The sequence below is a fragment of the Pseudomonas migulae genome (assembly GCF_043225285.1).
GTDB classification, from domain to species: Bacteria; Pseudomonadota; Gammaproteobacteria; order Pseudomonadales; family Pseudomonadaceae; genus Aquipseudomonas; species Aquipseudomonas migulae_C.
This window is the reverse complement of record NZ_CP171224.1, coordinates 1857824-1877806: the sequence shown is the minus strand read 5'-3', so window position 1 is coordinate 1877806 and position 19983 is coordinate 1857824. Positions and strand designations below refer to the sequence as shown.

Below are 19983 nucleotides of genomic sequence, written 5' to 3'. Positions count from 1 at the left end.
TTCTTGATGAACGTGGTTTGGGCAGATTATGTAATGATAATTAAAATATGCGGTGTCGGCGCAAAGGCTTTTGTGGTCACGCTTTTATATAAATTCAATTCTCGATGAGCGAGTCGGAAATACAACATTGCCATTGCCTAAGTGTTGTTATGTGTGTGGTTTTGTTATGTCGTGTACGCCTACGCTCATCCTTTAGTTGTCTGATTTTATGTTTTATGGTGTCGTGAGCTAGTGGTTTGTAGTTGTCATTTAACGTAACGCTTCATGGCTTTGGCAGGTGCTGGGCTTGTGCTATTTTTTAATCGCGCTAAATACGGCGCCTTATAAAACTGAGAGTATTCGATATGAGTGAGCAAATTTTAAAAATGTCCGGTGACTTTCATGGTGAGTTTGAAAGTTATCAAAACGCTGGTCATTCTCGTGTTGAGTCTGTAGCGACGACTATCGTTGAATGTGGGACTGTTAACTGCACTGTAATTTTATGTTGATTGCAGTTGGTTGGCTGTTTTGAAGTTGCTGTGAGTGTAACTTTGAAGGGATAGTGTAACGTGGTGTCGTAAATTGTGTAGATGAATGCTTCTGGGTGGCAGTTGTTGGCATCCAGAGGTTTTTGCCGCGCCCTATTGGGACTGTTTTTGGTAAATGTCCTGTTAGCGCGCAAGTTGAAAAGTTCGAGGCATAAAAAATCCGATGCCAGAAGTCTGACATCGGATTTTCGGAAAAGCCCGGGCCCTATCTAAATGCTTAAGTGATCAGCATTACAACCTTGGCCGGGTTTTTGTTCAGGCGACTTACAATCAGGCGCCGTAAACCGGCAGCTTCTTGCAGATGGCCTTGACCTTCTCACGAACGGCGTCGATCACCGCTTCGTTGTTCAGGTCTGCCAGGATGTCGCAGATCCAGCCGGCCAGTTCCTTGCACTCTGCTTCCTTGAAGCCGCGAGTGGTCACAGCCGGGGTGCCGAAGCGCAGGCCGGAAGTGACGAACGGGGAGCGTGGATCGTTTGGCACGGAGTTCTTGTTCACGGTGATGAAGGCTCTGCCCAGTGCGGCGTCAGCATCTTTACCGGAGATTTCCTGCTTGATCAGCGACAGCAGGAACAGGTGGTTTTCAGTACCGCCGGACACTACGTCGAAACCGCGCTCGATGAAGACGCTGGCCATGGCCTGGGCGTTTTTCACCACTTGTTGCTGGTAAGCCTTGAACTCAGGCTGCAGCGCTTCCTTGAAGCAGATCGCCTTGGCAGCGATCACGTGCTCCAGCGGGCCACCCTGGGCGCCCGGGAATACCGCGGAGTTCAGCTTCTTCTCGATGTCGGCGTTGGCGCGAGCCAGGATCAGGCCGCCACGTGGGCCGCGCAGGGTCTTGTGCGTGGTGGTGGTCACGACGTCAGCGAATGGAACCGGGTTCGGGTAGACGCCAGCGGCGACCAGACCGGCCACGTGGGCCATGTCGACGAACAGGTAGGCGCCAACCTTGTCAGCGATGGCGCGGAAACGCGGGAAGTCGAGGATCTGCGAGTAGGCAGAGAAACCGGCCACGATCATTTTCGGCTTGTGCTCAACGGCCAGGCGCTCGACTTCGTCGTAGTCGATCAGGCCATTGGCGTCGATGCCGTACTGAACGGCGTTGTACAGCTTGCCGGAGGAGGAAACGCTGGCACCGTGGGTCAGGTGACCACCGTGGGCCAGGCTCATGCCCAGGATGGTGTCGCCAGCCGACAGCAGAGCCAGGTAAACGGCGCTGTTGGCTTGCGAACCGGCGTGCGGCTGAACGTTGGCGTAATCGGCGCCGAACAGCTCTTTGGCACGGTCGATGGCCAATTGCTCAACCACGTCGACGTACTCGCAACCACCGTAGTAGCGCTTGCCCGGGTAGCCTTCGGCGTACTTGTTGGTCAGTACCGAGCCTTGAGCTTCCATCACCGCAGGGCTGGTGTAGTTTTCCGAAGCGATCAGCTCAATGTGCTCTTCCTGGCGCTGAGCTTCTTGCTCCATGGCGGCAAAGAGATCGGCGTCGTACTTGGCAATAGTCAAATCACGGCTGAACATGGCGGTCCTCAAGGATCGGGGCAGAAAAGGGGGGCATTCTAACCCAATGGGTTTTAGATGGCATATGAAAGGAGATCATGTCGCAGACAAGTGGGCTTCATGACGGGATCAGCGGTGATCGTGCCGGCCTCTTCGCGGGCAAGCCCGCTCCCACAGGGATTATCAGTGGCCACAAATCTTGTGCACACCCCAAAAACTGTGGGAGCGAGCTTGCTCGCGATGGCGTCCTTTGCCGCACTGAAAAACCTCAATCGAACATGAACAACGCATCATTGCTGAACTGTGCTTCAAACCGGCCCGCCGGCATCGGACGCCCGAACAGATACCCCTGAACCTCATCACAGCCATGCTCGCGCAGGAAGTCGAGCTGCTCGTGGGTTTCCACGCCCTCGGCGATCACCGCCAGGTTCAGGCTGTGGGCCATGGCGATGATCGCTCGGGCGATCTGCGCGTCCTGTTCACCCGACGGCAAGCCATCGACGAAGGTCCGGTCGATTTTCAGCACGTCGATCGGGAATTGCTTGAGGTAATTGAGCGATGAATAACCGGTGCCGAAGTCATCGACTGCAATGCTCAGCCCGAGGTTTTTCAACCCGGCCAGAATCTGCATCGCCTCGCTGACTTCGCGCATCAGGATACTTTCGGTCAGTTCCAGTTCCAGGCACGCCGGCGGCAGGCCGGTTTCCTTGAGGATGGTGGCGATCCGGGTGCCAAGCTGACCGTCGGAGAACTGCCGGGCGGAGATGTTCACCGAGACCTTCGGCACCCGCACCTTGGCCTGATGCCAGGTCTTGAGCTGACGGCAAGCCTCGGTGAGCACCCAGTCGCCGACATCCACCACCAGTCCGAGCTCTTCGAGCACCGGGATGAAATCCGCTGGTGGCACCAGGCCGCGACGCGGATGACGCCAGCGCAGCAAGGCTTCGGCACCGGTCAGGCGTTTGCCGTCGCCGCTGAATTGCGGCTGGTAGTACAGGACGAATTCGTCTTGTTCCAAGGCATGGCGCAGGTCGCTTTCCAGCTCCAGTCGCTCCAGGGCGCTGGCGTTCATGTCTGCCTGATAGAACTGGAAGTTGTTCTTGCCGCGCTCCTTGGCGTGGTACATCGCGGTGTCGGCGTTCTTCATCAACTGACTGAGTTCGCTGCCGTCCTGCGGGCTCAGGGCGATGCCGATACTGGCGGTGACGAAGAACTCGCGGCCTTCGAGCACGAATGGTTTCACCAGGCTGGCGAGGATTTGCTCCGCCACGTGAATCGCCCGGTTCAGGGCGATTTCCCGGTTGATGCGCGGTTGCAGGAGCAAGGTGAATTCATCGCCGCCCATGCGCGCCACGGTGTCGTCATCGTCGACGCAACCGAGCAGCCGCGTGGCCATTTCCTTGAGCATGCGGTCGCCGGCGGCGTGGCCCAGTGAGTCGTTGATCGGCTTGAAACGGTCGAGGTCGAGGAACATCAGCACCACCCAGGACTTCTGCCGTTCCGCCGATTGCAGCGCGGTGTGCAGGCGATCCTGGAACAGCGTGCGGTTGGGCAGGTGGGTCAGGGCGTCGTAATAGGCGAGACGGTGAATTCGCTGTTCACTGGCCTTGCGCTCACTGATGTCACTGAAGAAACACACGTAACTGGCCAGGTCGCCTTCGTCGTCGAGCACCGCCGTGATGCCGACCCAGGCCGGGTAATGCTCGCCATTGCGGCGCTTGAGCCAGACTTCGCCTTCCCAGGTGCTGTGCTGGTTCAATTGCTTGAGCACATAACGCAGATGCGCATCCTGCTGCTCGTCGACGGTGAGCATGTTCGGCAACTGGTCGAGCACTTGCTCCACCGCATAACCGCTGACGCGACTGAACGCTTCGTTGGCCTGGACGATGTAGCCCGCCGGGTCGGTGATCAGGATCGCCGACGTCGAGTGTTCGAATACCGTGGCCGCCATGCGCAGGTCTTTTTCGGCGCGGCGTTGCTGGCTGATGTCGCGGCCGACACCCAGCACGCCTTCGAACGCGCCGTGCTCGTCCCAGACCAGCACCAGGCGCAATTCGATCGGAATCTTGCGCCCGTCCGCCCGCAGGCAATCGAACAGGAACAATTGGGTCTGGACCTGGCTGCGCAACAGCGCCAGTTGTTCGGGCTTGCCCAGCGCTTTGCTGACGCGGTCCATCAGGCTGTAGATGCCGGACAATTGCTGCGGGTTGGCAATGGTCGTCTGCCAGCCGTTCTGGAAGATCCAGTCGGCGTCGTAGCCGAGCACCGCTTGCACGGACGGGCTGACGTAGTTGAGCGAGAGCTTGCTGTCGGTGGAGAAAATCACGTCGCTGATGCTTTCGGCGAGCATCCGGTAGCGCTGTTCGCTGTCGCGCAGGGACTCGCTGGCTTCGATCTGTTCGGTGACGTCCTTGGCCACGCCGATGATCCGCGTGACCTGATCATGTTTGTCCCGCGCCAGTGCCTGCTCGCGAATGTCGAATCGCCGCCATTTGCCGTCGCGGTGACGGAAGCGCAGCTGGCATTGCAGCAACTGGGTGTAGCCCGCCTGGCGCTGGGCCTGGCGTGAGCGGTGGTAGTAGTCGGCGTCTTCGGGGTGGAGGAGGATTTCCCAGAAGTATTCGCCCATCTGATGCAATTCGGTGCGGTTGTAACCGAGTGTCTGGCCCAGGTGGTGGTTGCTGAAGATCATGCGTTGGCTGATCACGTCCTGCACATACAGATGATCCGGCACCGTGCGGACCACGTCGGACCAGAACCCTTCACGCTCAAGCAGCGACAGTTCGATGAGTTTGCGACTGGTGATGTCGCTGATGCTCAGGATCACTGCTTTATAGTCGGCCTGATCTTCCGGCAGGCGCAGCACCAGCCACAGGTGCTGGTCGCGGCCGTTGGCGTCCGGAAGCTTGATCTCCAGCTCAAGCTGTTTCTGCTGGTTGAGCACAGCTTCGAGCACTTGATCGCCAATGGCGGTGCCGTCCTGCGGGTTGCCCTCGATCAACAGTTGCCAGGCTTGTTCGCAGGTGTTGACGTTGAGCAGTTGCAAGGCAACCTGGTTGACCTCGGTGATGCGCAGTTCTTGCAACAGCTGATGCCGCTGTTCCGCTGATTGCAGCCAGTCACGCAGTTGTTCAGCGTTGTACAGCCCGGTTTTATCGAAAGCGTTTTTGAGCCCCGACACGTCGAGTACACACAGCGCGACGCCGGTGCCTTCGAAAATGTCCTGATAACGGCGGCGGCCTTCTGTCACCTGGCGCTGGCGGCGGCGTATGTTCAGCAGGGCTATCAGTGGCAGCAAGGAGATTGCCAGCCCCAACAGGCATTTACCGATGAAGGCGGGCAGCAGTTCTTCGATCACGCGCTGGCGGTCGAACAAACCGCGCAGTTGCCAGTCGCTGCTGCTCAGGGGAACCGTCAGCACGCTGTTGGCCACATCGTCTTCGGTCAGATCGCCTGACCTGGTCGAGGGGCGTGATTCGTCGCGGCTGATGACTTGATGGTTGAAGCGGTTTTCCACCAGCCAGAGCGGGCGGAGACCGGTCTCGTTCTGTTTGGTCAGGGACGAGAAAAAGCTCGGCTTCAAACGCAGCGCCCAATAACCACGGGAGCTGCCGCTGGCTTGATGCAGTAGCAGGTGCACCATCGAGCCATTATCGGCGTTGCTGAAATAGTGGGCCTGGGTACGGCTGCGACGGACCAGCTCAACGAGGTAATCGGCGTCGGTGCTGTCAGGGTCGCTGTCGCTGAGGACCTTTCCCGAAGGGCTCAACAACGCGAGGCTGATCAGGTCGGGCAGGGATTTTTGCAGCTTGCGCAGTAGCTCCCGCTGTTCGTCGGCGCTTTGCGGCTGTTCGACGATCGGTAGCAGGTTGAGCGCGATCTGCGCGTTGAGCGACATGTTCAGGCTGACTTGCGCGGCCAGGTCGGCGGTGTAGTCGATGGTGTACTGACGCTGGTTTTTCTGGGTTTCGCGCAGCTGATCCAGCAACTGCCAGAACAGCAGGGCGAGCAGCATCAGCACGAGCGTCGCCAACGCACCTTTCAGCGTTCCACGCAGGGGTGAGCCGGGGGCAACAGTGGGTGCACGGTTGGTCAGGGGCGGCGTGACATTAGACAAACTGTAATCCTGCGGATTGGCTGGACTGGCGCGACGTGCACTATAAGCCGGACGCCCGAAGGGCGGCTAGCATGCCTTGAGTTGTGGCAAAGTGCCAGCCCCGCTCGGCTGGACGGCCATCTGTCATTAAGGTAGCTTTGCCGGTTACGCGGGAGCGTTCCAGCTCCTAGAATCAGACTTTTTCAGCGCGCCTGTATTGATAACCTCAAGCGGATGACGCGCACGGTCTGGCCAGGCATCGCCTGCGCTCCAATCATTCATCTGTCACTGACCCAAGGTTCTCCATGGCTCAATACGTCTTCACCATGCATCGGCTGGGCAAAGTTGTTCCGCCGAAGCGGGAAATCCTGAAAAACATTTCGCTGTCCTTCTTCCCCGGCGCCAAGATCGGCGTGCTGGGCCTCAACGGTTCGGGTAAGTCCACGCTGCTGAAAATCATGGCTGGCGTCGACACCGAATTCGAGGGCGAAGCCCGCCCGATGCCGGAGCTGAACATCGGCTACCTGCCACAGGAACCGATCCTGGACCCGACCAAGACCGTGCGTGAAGTGGTCGAGGAAGCGGTCAGCGTGATCAAGAACGCCCAGGCGCGCCTGGACGAGGTCTACGCGGCCTACGCTGAAGAAGATGCCGACTTCGACAAACTGGCCGCCGAACAGGCCAAGCTCGAAGCCATCCTGCAGGCCAGCGACGGCCACAACCTGGATCGCCAACTGGAAGTCGCCGCCGATGCGCTGCGCCTGCCGGCCTGGGATGCCAAGGTCGAATTCCTCTCCGGTGGTGAAAAACGTCGTGTGGCCCTGTGCCGCCTGCTGCTGTCCGCCCCGGACATGCTGCTGCTCGACGAACCGACCAACCACCTGGACGCCGATTCCGTTGCCTGGCTGGAGCATTTCCTCCACGACTTCCCGGGCACCGTGGTAGCGATCACGCACGACCGTTACTTCCTGGACAACGTCGCTGGCTGGATTCTGGAACTCGACCGCGGCGCGGGTATTCCTTACGAGGGCAACTATTCGGGTTGGCTGGAAGCCAAGTCCGATCGTCTGGCCCAGGAATCCAAGCAGCAGTCGGCTCACGAAAAAGCCATGAAGGAAGAACTGGAGTGGGTGCGCAAAGGCGCCAAGGCCCGCCAGTCGAAATCCAAGGCTCGTCTGCAACGCTTTGAAGAAATGCAGTCGCAGGAATTCCAGAAGCGTTCGGAAACCAACGAGATCTACATCCCGGCTGGTCCCCGCCTGGGCGACAAGGTCATCGAGTTCAAGAACGTCACCAAGGGCTACGGCGACCGCGTGCTGATCGACAACCTGTCGTTCTCCATGCCCAAAGGCGCCATCGTCGGCGTGATCGGCGGTAACGGTGCCGGTAAGTCGACCCTGTTCCGCATGCTGATGGGCAAGGAAACGCCGGATTCGGGCAGCATCGAAGTCGGCGAAACCGTGCAGCTGGCCTGCGTCGACCAGAGCCGCGAAGACCTGGACGGCAGCAAGACCGTGTTCCAGCAGATCTCCGACGGTTCGGACCAGATCCGCATCGGCAGCTACGAGATTCCGTCGCGTACTTATGTCGGTCGCTTCAACTTCAAGGGCGGCGATCAGCAGAAGTTCGTCAAGGACCTGTCCGGTGGTGAGCGCGGTCGCTTGCACCTGGCCCTGACCCTGAAAGAGGGCGGCAACGTCCTGCTGCTCGACGAACCCTCCAACGACCTCGACGTCGAAACCCTGCGTTCCCTGGAAGAAGCCCTGCTGGACTTCCCGGGCGCCGCCATTGTGATCTCTCACGATCGGTGGTTCCTTGACCGCGTGGCGACGCACATCCTGGCGTACGAAGACGATTCGCAAGCGGTGTTCTTCGAAGGCAACTACACCGAATACGAAGCCGATCGCAAAAAGCGTCTCGGCGAAGCGGCTGCACAACCGCATCGTGTACGGCACAAGAAACTGGCCTGATTTATCAGGTTGGTTGCATGAAAAAACGGAGCCCTCGGGCTCCGTTTTTTTTCGCGTTTTTTCAGGTGTACCGAGGTGTATTCATCGCGAGCAGGCTCGCTCCTACAGGGGAATGCATTTCAAATTGTAGGAGCGAGCCTGCTCGCGATAGCGGTGTAACTAATGGTGCGAAACTGAAATCCTGAATCCCTTTTTCGGTGCGGAAATAGTCGAAAAATGAGGGTTATTTATATCCTGCGCACCATTTAATTTCATAAACGCGACATTTTGCTCTATTGCTGTGCGCGTTTCCTTTGCTAAAGTCCGGCCCAATCTCTTCCAACGACAATAAATTTGCCGAGACTTTTCCATGATCGAATCCGTTGAATCCTTCCTGGCCCGCCTGAAAAAACGCGACCCTGACCAGCCCGAATTCCACCAGGCCGTGGAAGAAGTCCTGCGCAGCCTGTGGCCGTTTCTCGAAGCCAACCCGCATTACCTGACGTCCGGGATTCTGGAGCGGATCTGCGAGCCTGAGCGGGCAATCGTGTTTCGGGTTTCCTGGGTCGATGATCAGGGCAAGGTGCAGGTCAATCGCGGCTTCCGCATCCAGATGAACAGCGCCATCGGTCCTTACAAAGGCGGTTTGCGCTTCCATCCGTCGGTGAACCTCGGCGTACTGAAATTCCTCGCGTTCGAACAGACCTTCAAGAATTCCCTGACGTCGTTGCCCATGGGCGGCGGCAAAGGTGGTTCGGACTTCGACCCGAAAGGCAAAAGCGATGCGGAAGTTATGCGCTTCTGCCAGGCCTTCATGAGCGAGTTGTACCGTCACATTGGCGCGGACGTTGACGTCCCGGCCGGCGACATCGGCGTGGGCGCCCGGGAAATCGGTTTCCTGTTCGGCCAGTACAAGCGCCTGAGCAACCAGTTCACCAGCGTGCTGACCGGCAAGGGCCCGAGCTACGGCGGCAGCCTGATTCGCCCGGAGGCCACCGGTTTCGGCTGCGTGTACTTCGCCGAGGAAATGCTCAAGCGCAGCGGTGAAACCGTCGAAGGCAAACGCGTGGCGATCTCGGGTTCGGGCAACGTCGCGCAGTACGCGGCGCGCAAGGTCATGGACCTGGGCGGCAAGGTGATTTCGTTGTCCGACTCCGAAGGCACGCTCTACTGCGAAAGCGGATTGACCGAGGAGCAATGGCTGGCGGTGCTGGAGCTGAAAAACGTTCAGCGTGGGCGGATCAGTGAACTGGCCGGCCGATTCGGCCTGGAATTCCTGGCGGGTCAGCACCCGTGGGCATTGAGTTGTGACATCGCGTTGCCGTGCGCGACACAGAACGAACTCGACGCCGAGGCGGCTCGCACCCTACTGCGCAATGGCTGCCTCTGTGTCGCGGAAGGCGCGAACATGCCGACCACCCTGGAGGCCGTGGACCTGTTTATCGAGGCCGGCATCCTGTTCGCGCCAGGCAAGGCGTCCAACGCCGGCGGTGTCGCGGTGAGTGGTCTGGAAATGTCGCAGAACGCCATGCGTCTGCTGTGGACCGGCGGCGAAGTGGACAGCAAGCTCCACGCCATCATGCAGTCGATCCACCACGCTTGCGTGCATTACGGCGAGGAGAACGGCCGGATCAACTACGTCAAAGGCGCGAACATCGCCGGCTTCGTCAAGGTCGCCGACGCCATGCTCGCCCAGGGTGTGGTTTAAGCCGGTTCGATGCGGATGATTTCGATCGTCTGATCGCCCGCCGGGCGTTGCCACAGCACCTCGTCGCCGAGTTGCGCCCCGAGCAGCGCCCGACCCAGCGGCGAGCCCCAATTGATCAGGCCCGCCGAGGCGTCGGCCTGGTCTTCGCCGACCAGTTGCACCGTTTGTTCGGTGTCGTGTTCGTCGGCGAAGGTCACGCGGCTGCCAATCTGCACCTTTTGCGTTGAACGGGCGGCGGTCACGACCTGAGCGCTTTGCAGGCGCTGATTGAAGTACCGCAAATCCCGTTCGAGGTCGGCCAGGCGCTGTTTGTCGGCCTGTTCACCTTTCGCCTGTTGTTCGCCGTGCAGGGATTGCAGCTCGGCGACTTTCGCCTGCAACTGGGCGAATCCGGCGGGCGTGACGTAATTGGGCTGCGCGCTGATCTGCCGTTCGACCGGCTGATCGGCTTGTGCTGCGGCGTTGTCTTCGTTGACGAAAGCGCGACTCATGGTGTCCTCCCGTTATAGGGTTTGGGCCATGGTCACAGGCTTTTAGTTTCGATGGATGTCTGGCAGCGACTCATTGCGAGCGAAACGCACGGGCGGTGTCCTGATCCTTCTGTTGCTGCCAGGCCTTTTCGCGGTCGTCCCAGTGACGGCTGCGATAGTCGTCGCGGTCCTCGCTTTCACGCATGGCCTGGCACTGGCGGAAGCCATCGCTCCAGCCCTCGGCGTATTGTTGGTCCTTGAGGTAGCGGGGAACGTTCTTGCGAAACTCGCCGGTAATGGCCCCGGCCGCCTGCCGGCCACTGCTGCAACCGTCATCGAAGCCGTCCGCGAAAGCAGGCGGATAGCCCTTGGCAATCAGATCTTCGTGGGTTGTCTGGCAACCCGCGCACAACAGCAACACAACCACCACAGCCACACAACGCCACATCTCGGACTCCCGGCCACAAATCGGCCTATGGGTAAAGTCTAGGAGCGGGTTCGTGAGATCGCTGTGAAAACCCCGTGATTAATCCGTTGGCCGACGCACATCCTTGTAGGAGCCGGCTTGCCGGCGATCGCATCGACACGGTCGTTCAGTGACACTGCGGTGGTGCCATCGCTTTGTAGGAGCCGGCTTGCTGCGGGCGGCGTTCCGACGATGGCATCAACGCGGTCGTTCAGTTACACCGCGGTGATGCCATCGCCAGCAAGCCGGCTCCTACAGAGGTCAATAGTGATACCACTTCAGCTCAAGCATCACTTCGTTTTCAGGAGTGGAAAGGTGGCTGAACTCCCGCTGGGCGCTCAAACGTACCCCCAGGTTGCGCGACAATTCCCACTGCTGATTCAGGCTCAGGCTACGACGCACTTCACCATTGGTGAAGAAATCCCCCTTGGCCTCCAGGCTGAAGTTGCCCAGCGGGTTTTTCCACAACACACCACTGTTGAATCCCGCCGCTGGCGCGATGAACCCGGCGAAGTCGTTGTTGTGCTCGACGCGCACGGTGCCCAGGGCAAAACCGAGCATGTCCTCGCTCAACTGCCAGGTGCCGCCGCCACCGCCGTTGACGTGGCTGACCAGGGTTTCGTCGTCATTTTTGCCCGGCACGCGCTCAAGGCCGCCGGTGACTTGCCACGACAGCGGTTGCAGCAGCTCATTGCGCGGCGTCAGGGAGCGGATGGTCGCCAGGTCCAGTTGCTGCAATTGCCATTGATTGCCTTCGTACTGGCGCAGTTTCATTTGCAGGATTTCGATCTGCGCGCCGAGGGGGAAGCTTTCCGAGTTGTCGTTGAGGTCGTGGTAGGCCATGCGCAAGCCGTACTCACCGAAAGCCTTGTCGCCCCGGGTGCCGATGCCGGCCTGCCAGGTGCGTGATTCATGGCCATCCTCGGGCAGGCCGGGTTGCGGAATTTCCAGCTCCGGCGCCGGATTCTGGTTGATCGCCCGCAACAGTTCAAAGCTGCGCTGGGCCCGTGCAGGGTCGCGCTCCTGACCGTTGGCTCGGTAGCGTTCGAGTCGGTAAGCCGCGTCGATGATCAGTGCCTGCCGCTCACGGGGTTGCGCCTTGAACGCCGGTTCCTGCAATTGTTTCTGGTCGGCGCTGACTTTCAGCACCCACTGCTGTTCCTCAGGATTCAACGGTTCGGCACGGCTCAGCAGCTCACGCTCGCGGGACGGACGGTATTGAATGGATTCCACCAGGCCGGCCTCTTTCACGGCTTTGACCGTGTCGGTGGGAATGGCGGTCAGCGGAAATTGTTCGGTCAGGCGCAGGCTCGGGCGCGCCACTTGCAGCAGTTCCAGCAGGCGATAGGAGCAGTTTTCGTCGAAGAAGAAATAGTCGAACTGGATCTGCTTGAGCTCCCAGACATGCTCGACCATGCGTTCGGTTTCCTGCTGGGTCAGGTTCAGCCGGTATTCCCAGAGGTCGCGGTTTTCGAGGCTGCGGTATTCGGAGAGTTTTTCCTGGTACGGCACCAGCGCAAACAGGCCAGGATAGCCGCCCATCAAGCCTTTCCAGGCGTAAAGGATGCTGTTGTCCGACCCTTCGATGTAGGCGCCGAAGTTGATCGCGTAGCTGAGCAACGACGTCTTGTCGCTCTGCACATCCGCCTGATCGATGCGCAACAGGGTGTGGCCGAACATCGAGGACGGGCTGTTCAGGTAAGCGGCCGGGAAAATCATCACCGCGCTGTGGGGCGAGACATCCTTGAACCATTGCTTGAATTCCGCGCAGTCCAGGGTGGGCAGATCCGTCAGGTTCAGTTGCGCCTTGAGCCAGCGGGTACGCGCCGGGTAGACGCATTGCGCGTGCTTTTCGCCAGCGCTGGCCGGGGCGTACAGCGCCTGGACGGTCGCTGCGAGTTCGCGATCGGGGTGTTCGTTGCCGTCGGGCGCGAGGAAGAATTTCCTGTCGCTGACGTAGCTGCGCCAGCCGCCGAGCTTGGCGGTTTCGTAATGACCCAGGGAAATCCAGAAGGGATCATTGGCCAGTTGCTGCAAACGTTGATTGTCGATGTGAGGCGCGGCGGACAGCGGGGCGCAGACACAGAGCGCCAGCCAGGCAAGGCGTTTGAGCATAGTGGGCAACTTAAGTCGAAATAAATAAAGACCCAGCGCGGTTGATGCTTTCCCCTGTAGGAGCTGGCTTGCCAGCGATGGCCTCTAAGGCGCCGCGTTTATCCAGTAAACACGCGTCATCGTTAACGACCATCGCTGGCAAGCCAGCTCCTACAGTGAACGGCATTACCCAGAAAGGGGCAGGTCCAAAAAATAAAACCCGCTCCCCGAAAGGAGCGGGCGGGGTCGAGCTTAAGCTTGAGTCGCGTACTTGGCCAGACGAGGATCGCTTTTCAGAACGGCCAGGGTGTTGGTATGCACATCTTCTGCGGTCACGTCAGCCTTGCTGAAGATCTGCTGGAAGTGCTCGTGAGTGACGGCGGCGAAGTGCGCACGGTCTTCCGGCGCCACGCCCAGTACCACGGCGTAGGTAGTCAGCGCTTCGCCGTTACCTTTAGCCATGTCTTCGGACAGCTCGTTCATCATGCCATTCATGGCAAACCAGGATTTACCGCCATAGGTCAGCGACGCGTTAGTCGAGCAACCGTTGGTACCGGAAGTCATACCGAAAGTTGCGTTACCGGAAGTGCCGTTGGTGGTGGATGCCAGGAAGTGAGCCGGGGTGCCACGCTGACCTTCGAACAGCATGTTGCCCCAACCGCAATCCGGGCCGCCTGGCGCTTGTGCCATGGCGTTGAGGGATACAACGGTGAAGAGAGTACCGAGAAGAATCCGTTTCATAGCTTTGTTCTCTTTATGTGCATACCAATGGACAGGGTCTGGCCCGATCTGGCGCCAGTGGGCCGGTTATTGTTCCAGCCGCGCAGTTTGGAGTTTAGGCACGTTCCAAGGGTTCCGTGATTTTTTACGGAATATTCGTTGAAAACCCTGATTTAGACCCGGCCCGCCTGGGGATGCCGGTTTGACTATGCTTTGACTCAAGGCGCGCCTTGCAAGTGGGGTATAGGCAGCGCCAGAATGCCGCTATCTGCCCCGCCTGATGTAAGGAAGCCCGATGCCTGATCCTGTTGCTGCCAGCTTGCGTCTAGCGCCCGAAGCGCTGACCCGTCCGTTTTCCGCTGAACAGTTCAGCTTCTCTACCACCAATGATCTGGAGCCCTTCCGCGGTGTGCTTGGCCAGGAACGTGCGGTTGAAGCCTTGCAGTTCGGTGTGGCCATGCCACGCCCCGGTTACAACGTCTTTGTCATGGGCGAGCCTGGCACCGGCCGGTTCTCGTTCGTCAAACGCTACCTGAAGGCCGAAGGCAAACGCCTGCAGACCCCGGCGGACTGGGTCTACGTCAACAATTTCGATGAGCCCCGCGAGCCCCGCGCCCTGGAATTGCCATCAGGCACCGCTGGCGCATTCATCGGTGATATCAACGGCCTGATCGACAACCTGCTGGCGACGTTTCCCGCGGTGTTCGAACACCCGTCCTACCAGCAGAAGAAAAGCGCCATCGACCGCGCCTTCAACCAGCGCTACGACAAGGCGCTGGACGTGATCGAGCGCCTGGCGCTGGAGAAGGAAGTCGCGCTGTACCGCGACGCCAGCAACATCGCGTTCACCCCGATGAGCGAAGGCAAGGCCCTCGACGAAGCGGAATTCGCCCAGTTGCCGGAAGCCGAGCGCGAGCGTTTTCACGAAGACATTTCCGGCCTGGAAGAGCGCCTGAACGAAGAGCTCGCCAGCCTGCCGCAGTGGAAGCGCGAGTCGAGCAATCAGCTGCGCCACCTCAACGAAGAAACCATCACCCTGGCATTGCAGCCTTTGCTGTCGCCGTTGTCGGAAAAATACGCCGAGAACGCGGCCGTATGCGGTTACCTGCAAGCGATGCAGGTCTACCTGCTGAAAACCGTGGTCGAGCAACTGGTCGACGACAGCAAGGCCGATGCCGTCGCCCGCAAGATGCTCGAAGAGCAATACGCGCCGAGCCTGGTGGTCGGTCACTCGGCCAGCGGTGGTGCGCCGGTGGTGTTCGAGCCGCACCCGACTTACGAAAACCTGTTTGGCCGCATCGAATACAGCACTGACCAGGGCGCGCTGTACACGACGTATCGGCAGTTGCGTCCGGGGGCATTGCACCGCGCGAATGGCGGCTTCCTGATTCTTGAAGCGGAAAAAATGCTCGGCGAGCCGTTCGTGTGGGATGCGCTCAAGCGCGCCCTGCAATCGCGCAAGCTGAAAATGGAGTCGCCACTGGGCGAGATGGGCCGGTTCGCCACCGTGACCCTGACACCGCAACACATCCCGTTGCAGGTCAAGGTCATCATCATCGGTGCGCGTCAGCTGTATTACACGCTGCAAGACCTCGATCCGGACTTCCAGGAGATGTTCCGCGTCCTGGTGGATTTCGACGAAGACATCCCGATGGTCGACGAAAGCCTGGAGCAGTTCGCCCAGTTGTTGAAAACCCGTACCTCGGAAGAAGGCATGGCGCCGCTGACGGCCGATGCGGTCGCGCGCCTGGCGACATACAGCGCGCGCTTGGCCGAGCATCAGGGGCGTTTGTCGGCGCGGATCGGTGACCTGTTCCAATTGGTCAGCGAGGCGGATTTCATCCGTCACCTGGCGAGCGACGAAATGACCGACGCCGGGCACATCGAACGTGCGCTCAAGGCCAAGGCGACCCGTACCGGGCGCGTTTCGGCGCGGATTCTCGATGACATGCTGGCCGGGATCATCCTGATCGACACCGATGGCGCGGCTGTCGGCAAGTGCAACGGGCTGACGGTGCTGGAAGTCGGCGATTCGGCGTTCGGTGTGCCGGCGCGGATTTCCGCCACGGTCTATCCGGGCGGCAGCGGCATTGTCGACATCGAGCGCGAGGTCAACCTTGGTCAGCCGATCCACTCGAAAGGGGTGATGATCCTCACCGGGTATCTGGGCAGCCGTTATGCCCAGGAATTCCCGCTGGCGATTTCCGCGAGTATCGCCCTGGAGCAGTCCTACGGTTACGTCGATGGCGACAGTGCGTCGCTGGGCGAGGCCTGCACGCTGATTTCGGCCTTGTCGAAAACCCCGCTCAAGCAATGCTTTGCGATCACCGGCTCGATCAACCAGTTCGGTGAAGTGCAGGCGGTGGGCGGGGTCAACGAGAAGATCGAAGGCTTCTTCCGCCTCTGTGAAGCCCGTGGTTTGACCGGCGAGCAGGGCGCGATCATTCCTCACGCCAACGTGGCCACGCTGATGCTGGATGAGAAGGTACTGTCGGCGGTGCGTGCGGGGCAATTCCATGTCTACGCGGTGCGTCAGGCGGACGAGGCGTTGAGCCTGTTGGTCGGCGAGCCTGCCGGTGCGCCGGACGAGAACGGCGAGTTCCCTGAAGGCAGCGTGAATGCGCGGGTGGTGGAACGGTTGCGGGTCATTGCGGAAATGATCAGCGAAGAAGACCTGAAGGAAGCCGAAAAGGAAGCGGCGCAGGAAGCACTGGCGGAAGCCAAGCCGGCCTGACCAATCTAAGGAACACTGCGATCCCCTGTAGGAGCGAGCCTGCTCGCGATGAGGGACTGTCAGCCAACACATGTGTTGGCTGGAAGCCCGCTATCGCGAGCAGGCTCGCTCCTACATTGGTATTCGGTTAAACCTGAGAATGTGCCATCACTCTGACGTCAAACTTCACACAATGACCATTCGGCGCCTTCTGGTCTCAGTTGCCGTACGGCTCACACTTTTCTTCTATTCTCTGCTCAGGGATGTCGACAGTAATCACTGGATCGAAACAGCTCTCCCGTGGGGGCTGAATACCGGATCTACCGAGGGTCGCCGCCATGTCGCGCAACCTCTGCCTTACGCGTCAATGCCTGGGTCTTGTGACCCGTATCGAATGCGCCATCAAGCCGTTAGCGGGTGACAAGGGCATGTGGACTCTGCTCTTCGCCGCCGGAATGGCCGGCGAGCAACCGTCAGCCATCAAGGCCCAAGGCCCGTTTCATGGCCCCTTCGCGGCTGAATCAATCCTCGACACCATTGTGGAAAGCCTGACCCTGCACGGCTATGAGCTGGCCGATGATCCGCAGATCTGGTGCCTGCACCTGCAAGCCCAACTGCGGGAAATCAACGGGGGACGTTGCCGCAGCCTGGGCGGTTTCGAGTTTCGTCCCGACCACTGAGCGGGCTATTGATCGAGGCTGGACGTATCGGCCTTGTCGAGCTTGACCTCGAAACCATATTGCACGGTGGTGAGGTCGGTGCGCTGGTAGGTTTCCAGACGCGTCGGCTGGCCATAGAAGTAATGCACGCCAAATAACGCCGGGCCTTCCGCGCTCGCATCGTGTACGACCGAAAGAATCTCCTTGAGATAGTTTCCACTGTCGTCCTGGGCAAAAAAGCGCCAGTCCTGGGCGGGAAACAGCTTCAGATCAACCACCAGCGCATTGCCTTTCAATTCCAGGCCCTTGGGCAGTTGCCTGGCGTCGACCGTTTGCTTGTCGACCGTCGCCAGGAACAGCGGCATCGAGCCCACCGCGAAGGCCGGCGTTTGCGCAAACAGGTTAAGGTCATAGGTGATGATGCTGCGCAGCGGGTCGATCTGATAGGCCTCTGGCGGCAGCTCGATCGGCTCGTCGCGTTTACCGCTGCTGTCCTCGGTAAAGAAGGTAACCGGGCTGTCGCCGGGGTTGAAAGAGGTGCCCAGCAATTCATCATTGAAACTGCGGGTGTGATCGAACTCGATGCGCGCAGCGCTGGGGTCATCGACCGATTGCCGGATGCTGACGCTCTTTTTCAATTGCTCCTCGGTCAGCGTCGCGCCTTTGAGCCAGGTGGGTGCCTGATCGTCGTACACCACCACGGGCAGGGTCAGTGGCTGGATGGCTTTTGCGGTGGTGTGCTGATCGAAGCGCAGGACCGGCAGGTTGAGATCCTTGCGGGTCACGGTAGCGGCCGAGAAGTCCAGCAGGCTGACCTCAAGGCGATCGATCGGGCCATTGAAGTACACTTTGGAGTAGTGGTTTTTCTGTTGCTTCTCAAAGGCACGCTGCTCTTCTTCGAGCTGTTTTTCGAACGCTTCGCTCCAGGCCTTCTGCTGCTGCATTTTCGCCAGTTGTTTTTGATAGAAGGCAATCTGCGCGGCGGTCTGGTTGATCGAGCCCGAGCGCGAGAGAAATTGCCCGGTGCTGTCCCTGGCCTGGACGATCACCGGATTGACAGGGGGCTCACCGACTTCCGGAGCTAATGGCGCGCTGTTGTTGTATTCGATTTCGGCGTAGTTGTTTGTCAGCGTCAGCAGCGTAACGCTCAGGTTGCCATCGGTGAGCGACTGGCCCACGTCCTTTTTCGTCAGATCAAAGCTGTGCAGTCTGCGCGGGGCGATGACTTCGACCTTGCCTTGCAGGCTGACCGGCTGCGGCTGGTTCTTGTTTTCCACATCCAGACCGTCGATGAAGGGGTAGGTCACGGTGAGATCGTCGGGGTTGGTCAGGTTGGAGCTCGACGGGCTCAACTGAATGCCGGGATCGGTTTCCGACCATTCGGGCTGAAAGGGGATCACGCGTTTGTTGCTCAGGGTCACCGACTGCCATTCCAGTCCATGGGGAAAGAGAAACTCGGCCGGAATGCTGAAGTTGAAGGGGAACACCGGCTGCAGGTCGGTCAGGTAGTCGGAGCTTGAATCCTTGTGCAGCACGATCAAACCGTTGATGTAGGTATCGACCAGCGCTTGCGGCGTGGGGTAGTGCTTGAGCACTGCCAGTACGTCTTCGCCGTATTCGGTTTCCACGGGTTTGCTGTCCAGTTTGAGTTGCGCACGCTCGAGCAACAACAGGGAGCCGCCCAGTTCGGCCACGGCGTCCTTGAGCTTCGGGTCCTGGATGGCCTCCAGGGCGGTTTCGAACTGCGCGGTCTTTTCCTCAAGGCTGACCTGGCGTTTTTCCTCGTCCGGTGAGCAGCCGCTCATCAGCAGAGCCAGACAAATCGCGGTGCTCATCAAAGGTAATCGCACATGCATTTCCCGTCTTCCTGTCCGATATCACTGAGCAGTCAATGGTTTGGACACTAGCAGAAAAACCTTGTGACACACGCGCAGGTGGCGGATTTTGCGAGTGTTTCTGGCTGTAACGGGCGGCTGGTATACTCGCGGCCATTTCCAAGCCCACGTGTGAGATTCAATGGAACGCTTTATCGAAAACGCAATGTACGCCTCCCGCTGGCTGCTGGCGCCGATCTACTTCGGCCTGTCCCTCGGTCTGCTGGCCCTGGCGCTGAAATTTTTCCAGGAAGTTTTCCACATTCTCCCCAACATCTTCTCGATGGTTGAGTCGGAAGTGATCCTGGTGCTGCTGTCGCTGATCGACATGGCACTGGTGGGCGGTTTGCTGGTGATGGTGATGATTTCCGGTTACGAGAACTTCGTCTCTCAGCTGGATATCGACGACAACAAGGAAAAGCTCAACTGGCTGGGCACCATGGATTCGTCTTCGTTGAAGATGAAGGTCGCGGCATCGATCGTGGCGATTTCGTCGATCCACCTGCTGCGGATTTTCATGGACGCCAAGAACGTCGATCCAGAGCATTTGAAGTGGTACGTGATCATCCACATGACTTTCGTGGTGTCGGCGTTTGCCATGGGCTACCTGGACAAACTCACCAAGCACTGAGTGCTGCCCTTGTAGGAGCGAGCCTGCTCGCGAAGAACGTCAACGATGACGCGTGCATCCTGGATGAACGCGGAGCTCTGGAGTTCTTCGCGAGCAGGCTCGCTCCTACATGGGGGGTGTGAAACAGACGGGCGGTGGCGTTTATGGCTTGTACTTTGAAGCTGTGGGGCCTATGCCTGTAAGGATGCTGGCTCGCCACTGCGTGAGGTGCGTTCATGAACTTTGTCGAATTACGTGCTTATGCCATCGCCGGGAAGGTAGATGAGCTGAACCTGATCTCCATGGAAGGCGGGATCTACCTGCTGGAGGCGCGCATGCACGGTGCCGCCTATCCCTTGAGTGATGCGCGCGGCCAGATGGTGCACCTGCGCTCGGTCGAGCATGCGCGTGAAGTGCTGCATGACTTTCCCACCTTGCCGTTCAACCTTGTGCACGCCTCGGTTCACGACGAAATGTGCGGGCTCGGCGGGAGCGTTGGGGAAAGTCTGAAGGTGCCCATTGCCTTCGGTTCTGCCTGGCAGCACTGACGCCTCTCATCAGCGCATCGACAACTGTGCTAGTCTGCTCGCCCTT

At 59.4% G+C, this 19983-nt stretch carries 13 protein-coding genes; 6 read left to right on the top strand and 7 right to left on the bottom strand.

Annotated features, from left to right (window positions below; translation table 11 throughout):
- Positions 1-797 precede the first annotated feature (797 nt).
- Both glyA and ACF6ZU_RS08685 read right to left on the bottom strand, forming a co-directional pair.
- On the bottom strand, positions 798-2051 hold the full coding sequence (gene glyA / locus ACF6ZU_RS08690) for a serine hydroxymethyltransferase (RefSeq protein ID WP_392891578.1): 1254 nt from the start codon (positions 2049-2051) through the stop codon (positions 798-800).
- 247 nt (positions 2052-2298) lie between these two features.
- The gene (locus ACF6ZU_RS08685) at positions 2299-6147 is read right to left on the bottom strand and encodes an EAL domain-containing protein (protein WP_392891576.1); all 3849 of its coding nucleotides are present in this window, start codon (positions 6145-6147) and stop codon (positions 2299-2301) included.
- 284 nt (positions 6148-6431) lie between these two features.
- Here ACF6ZU_RS08685 and ettA point away from each other — a divergent pair, with 284 nt between their 5' ends.
- The gene (gene ettA / locus ACF6ZU_RS08680) at positions 6432-8096 is read left to right on the top strand and encodes an energy-dependent translational throttle protein EttA (RefSeq protein WP_157712661.1); all 1665 of its coding nucleotides are present in this window, start codon (positions 6432-6434) and stop codon (positions 8094-8096) included.
- A 349-nt stretch (positions 8097-8445) separates the two neighbouring features.
- Positions 8446-9783: an NADP-specific glutamate dehydrogenase gene (gene gdhA / locus ACF6ZU_RS08675; RefSeq protein ID WP_392891574.1), complete on the top strand. Its 1338-nt coding sequence runs from the start codon at positions 8446-8448 to the stop codon at positions 9781-9783.
- Here gdhA and ACF6ZU_RS08670 read toward each other — a convergent pair.
- The 4 genes from ACF6ZU_RS08670 to ACF6ZU_RS08655 all read right to left on the bottom strand — a co-directional run bounded on the left by ACF6ZU_RS08670 (position 9780) and on the right by ACF6ZU_RS08655 (position 13554).
- Positions 9780-10274, bottom strand: a complete 495-nt coding sequence (locus ACF6ZU_RS08670; RefSeq protein ID WP_392891572.1) for a GreA/GreB family elongation factor — start codon at positions 10272-10274, stop codon at positions 9780-9782. The two genes, gdhA and ACF6ZU_RS08670, sit on opposite strands and share 4 nt — an antisense overlap.
- A gap of 70 nt (positions 10275-10344) precedes the next feature.
- Positions 10345-10701 (bottom strand): hypothetical protein, encoded by a 357-nt coding sequence (locus ACF6ZU_RS08665; RefSeq protein WP_392891570.1) that lies wholly within the window; start codon positions 10699-10701, stop codon positions 10345-10347.
- Positions 10702-10980: 279 nt separating this feature from the next.
- On the bottom strand, positions 10981-12834 hold the full coding sequence (locus ACF6ZU_RS08660; RefSeq protein ID WP_392891568.1) for a DUF4105 domain-containing protein: 1854 nt from the start codon (positions 12832-12834) through the stop codon (positions 10981-10983).
- A 231-nt stretch (positions 12835-13065) separates the two neighbouring features.
- Positions 13066-13554 carry a DUF3015 domain-containing protein gene (locus ACF6ZU_RS08655; RefSeq protein WP_041065261.1) on the bottom strand — a complete coding sequence of 163 codons (489 nt, stop codon included), beginning with the start codon at positions 13552-13554 and terminating at the stop codon, positions 13066-13068.
- Positions 13555-13828: 274 nt separating this feature from the next.
- On the opposite strand from ACF6ZU_RS08655, the gene ACF6ZU_RS08650 reads away from it, so the two are divergent.
- On the top strand, positions 13829-16267 hold the full coding sequence (locus ACF6ZU_RS08650) for a Lon protease family protein (RefSeq protein WP_392891566.1): 2439 nt from the start codon (positions 13829-13831) through the stop codon (positions 16265-16267).
- Between the two features lie 317 nt (positions 16268-16584).
- Complete coding sequence (locus tag ACF6ZU_RS08645) at positions 16585-16926, top strand: hypothetical protein (protein WP_392891564.1); 342 nt, start codon at positions 16585-16587, stop codon at positions 16924-16926.
- A gap of 5 nt (positions 16927-16931) precedes the next feature.
- On the opposite strand, the gene ACF6ZU_RS08640 is transcribed toward ACF6ZU_RS08645, so the two are convergent.
- Positions 16932-18761, bottom strand: a complete 1830-nt coding sequence (locus ACF6ZU_RS08640) for a hypothetical protein (RefSeq protein WP_392891562.1) — start codon at positions 18759-18761, stop codon at positions 16932-16934.
- 160 nt (positions 18762-18921) lie between these two features.
- Between ACF6ZU_RS08640 and ACF6ZU_RS08635 the strand changes: the two genes are divergently transcribed.
- Both ACF6ZU_RS08635 and ACF6ZU_RS08630 read left to right on the top strand, forming a co-directional pair.
- Positions 18922-19410, top strand: coding sequence for a TIGR00645 family protein (locus tag ACF6ZU_RS08635; RefSeq protein WP_392891560.1), 489 nt, complete (start codon positions 18922-18924; stop codon positions 19408-19410).
- 215 nt (positions 19411-19625) lie between these two features.
- Positions 19626-19937, top strand: coding sequence for a DUF6482 family protein (locus ACF6ZU_RS08630; protein ID WP_392891559.1), 312 nt, complete (start codon positions 19626-19628; stop codon positions 19935-19937).
- The last annotated feature ends 46 nt before the right edge of the window (positions 19938-19983 follow it).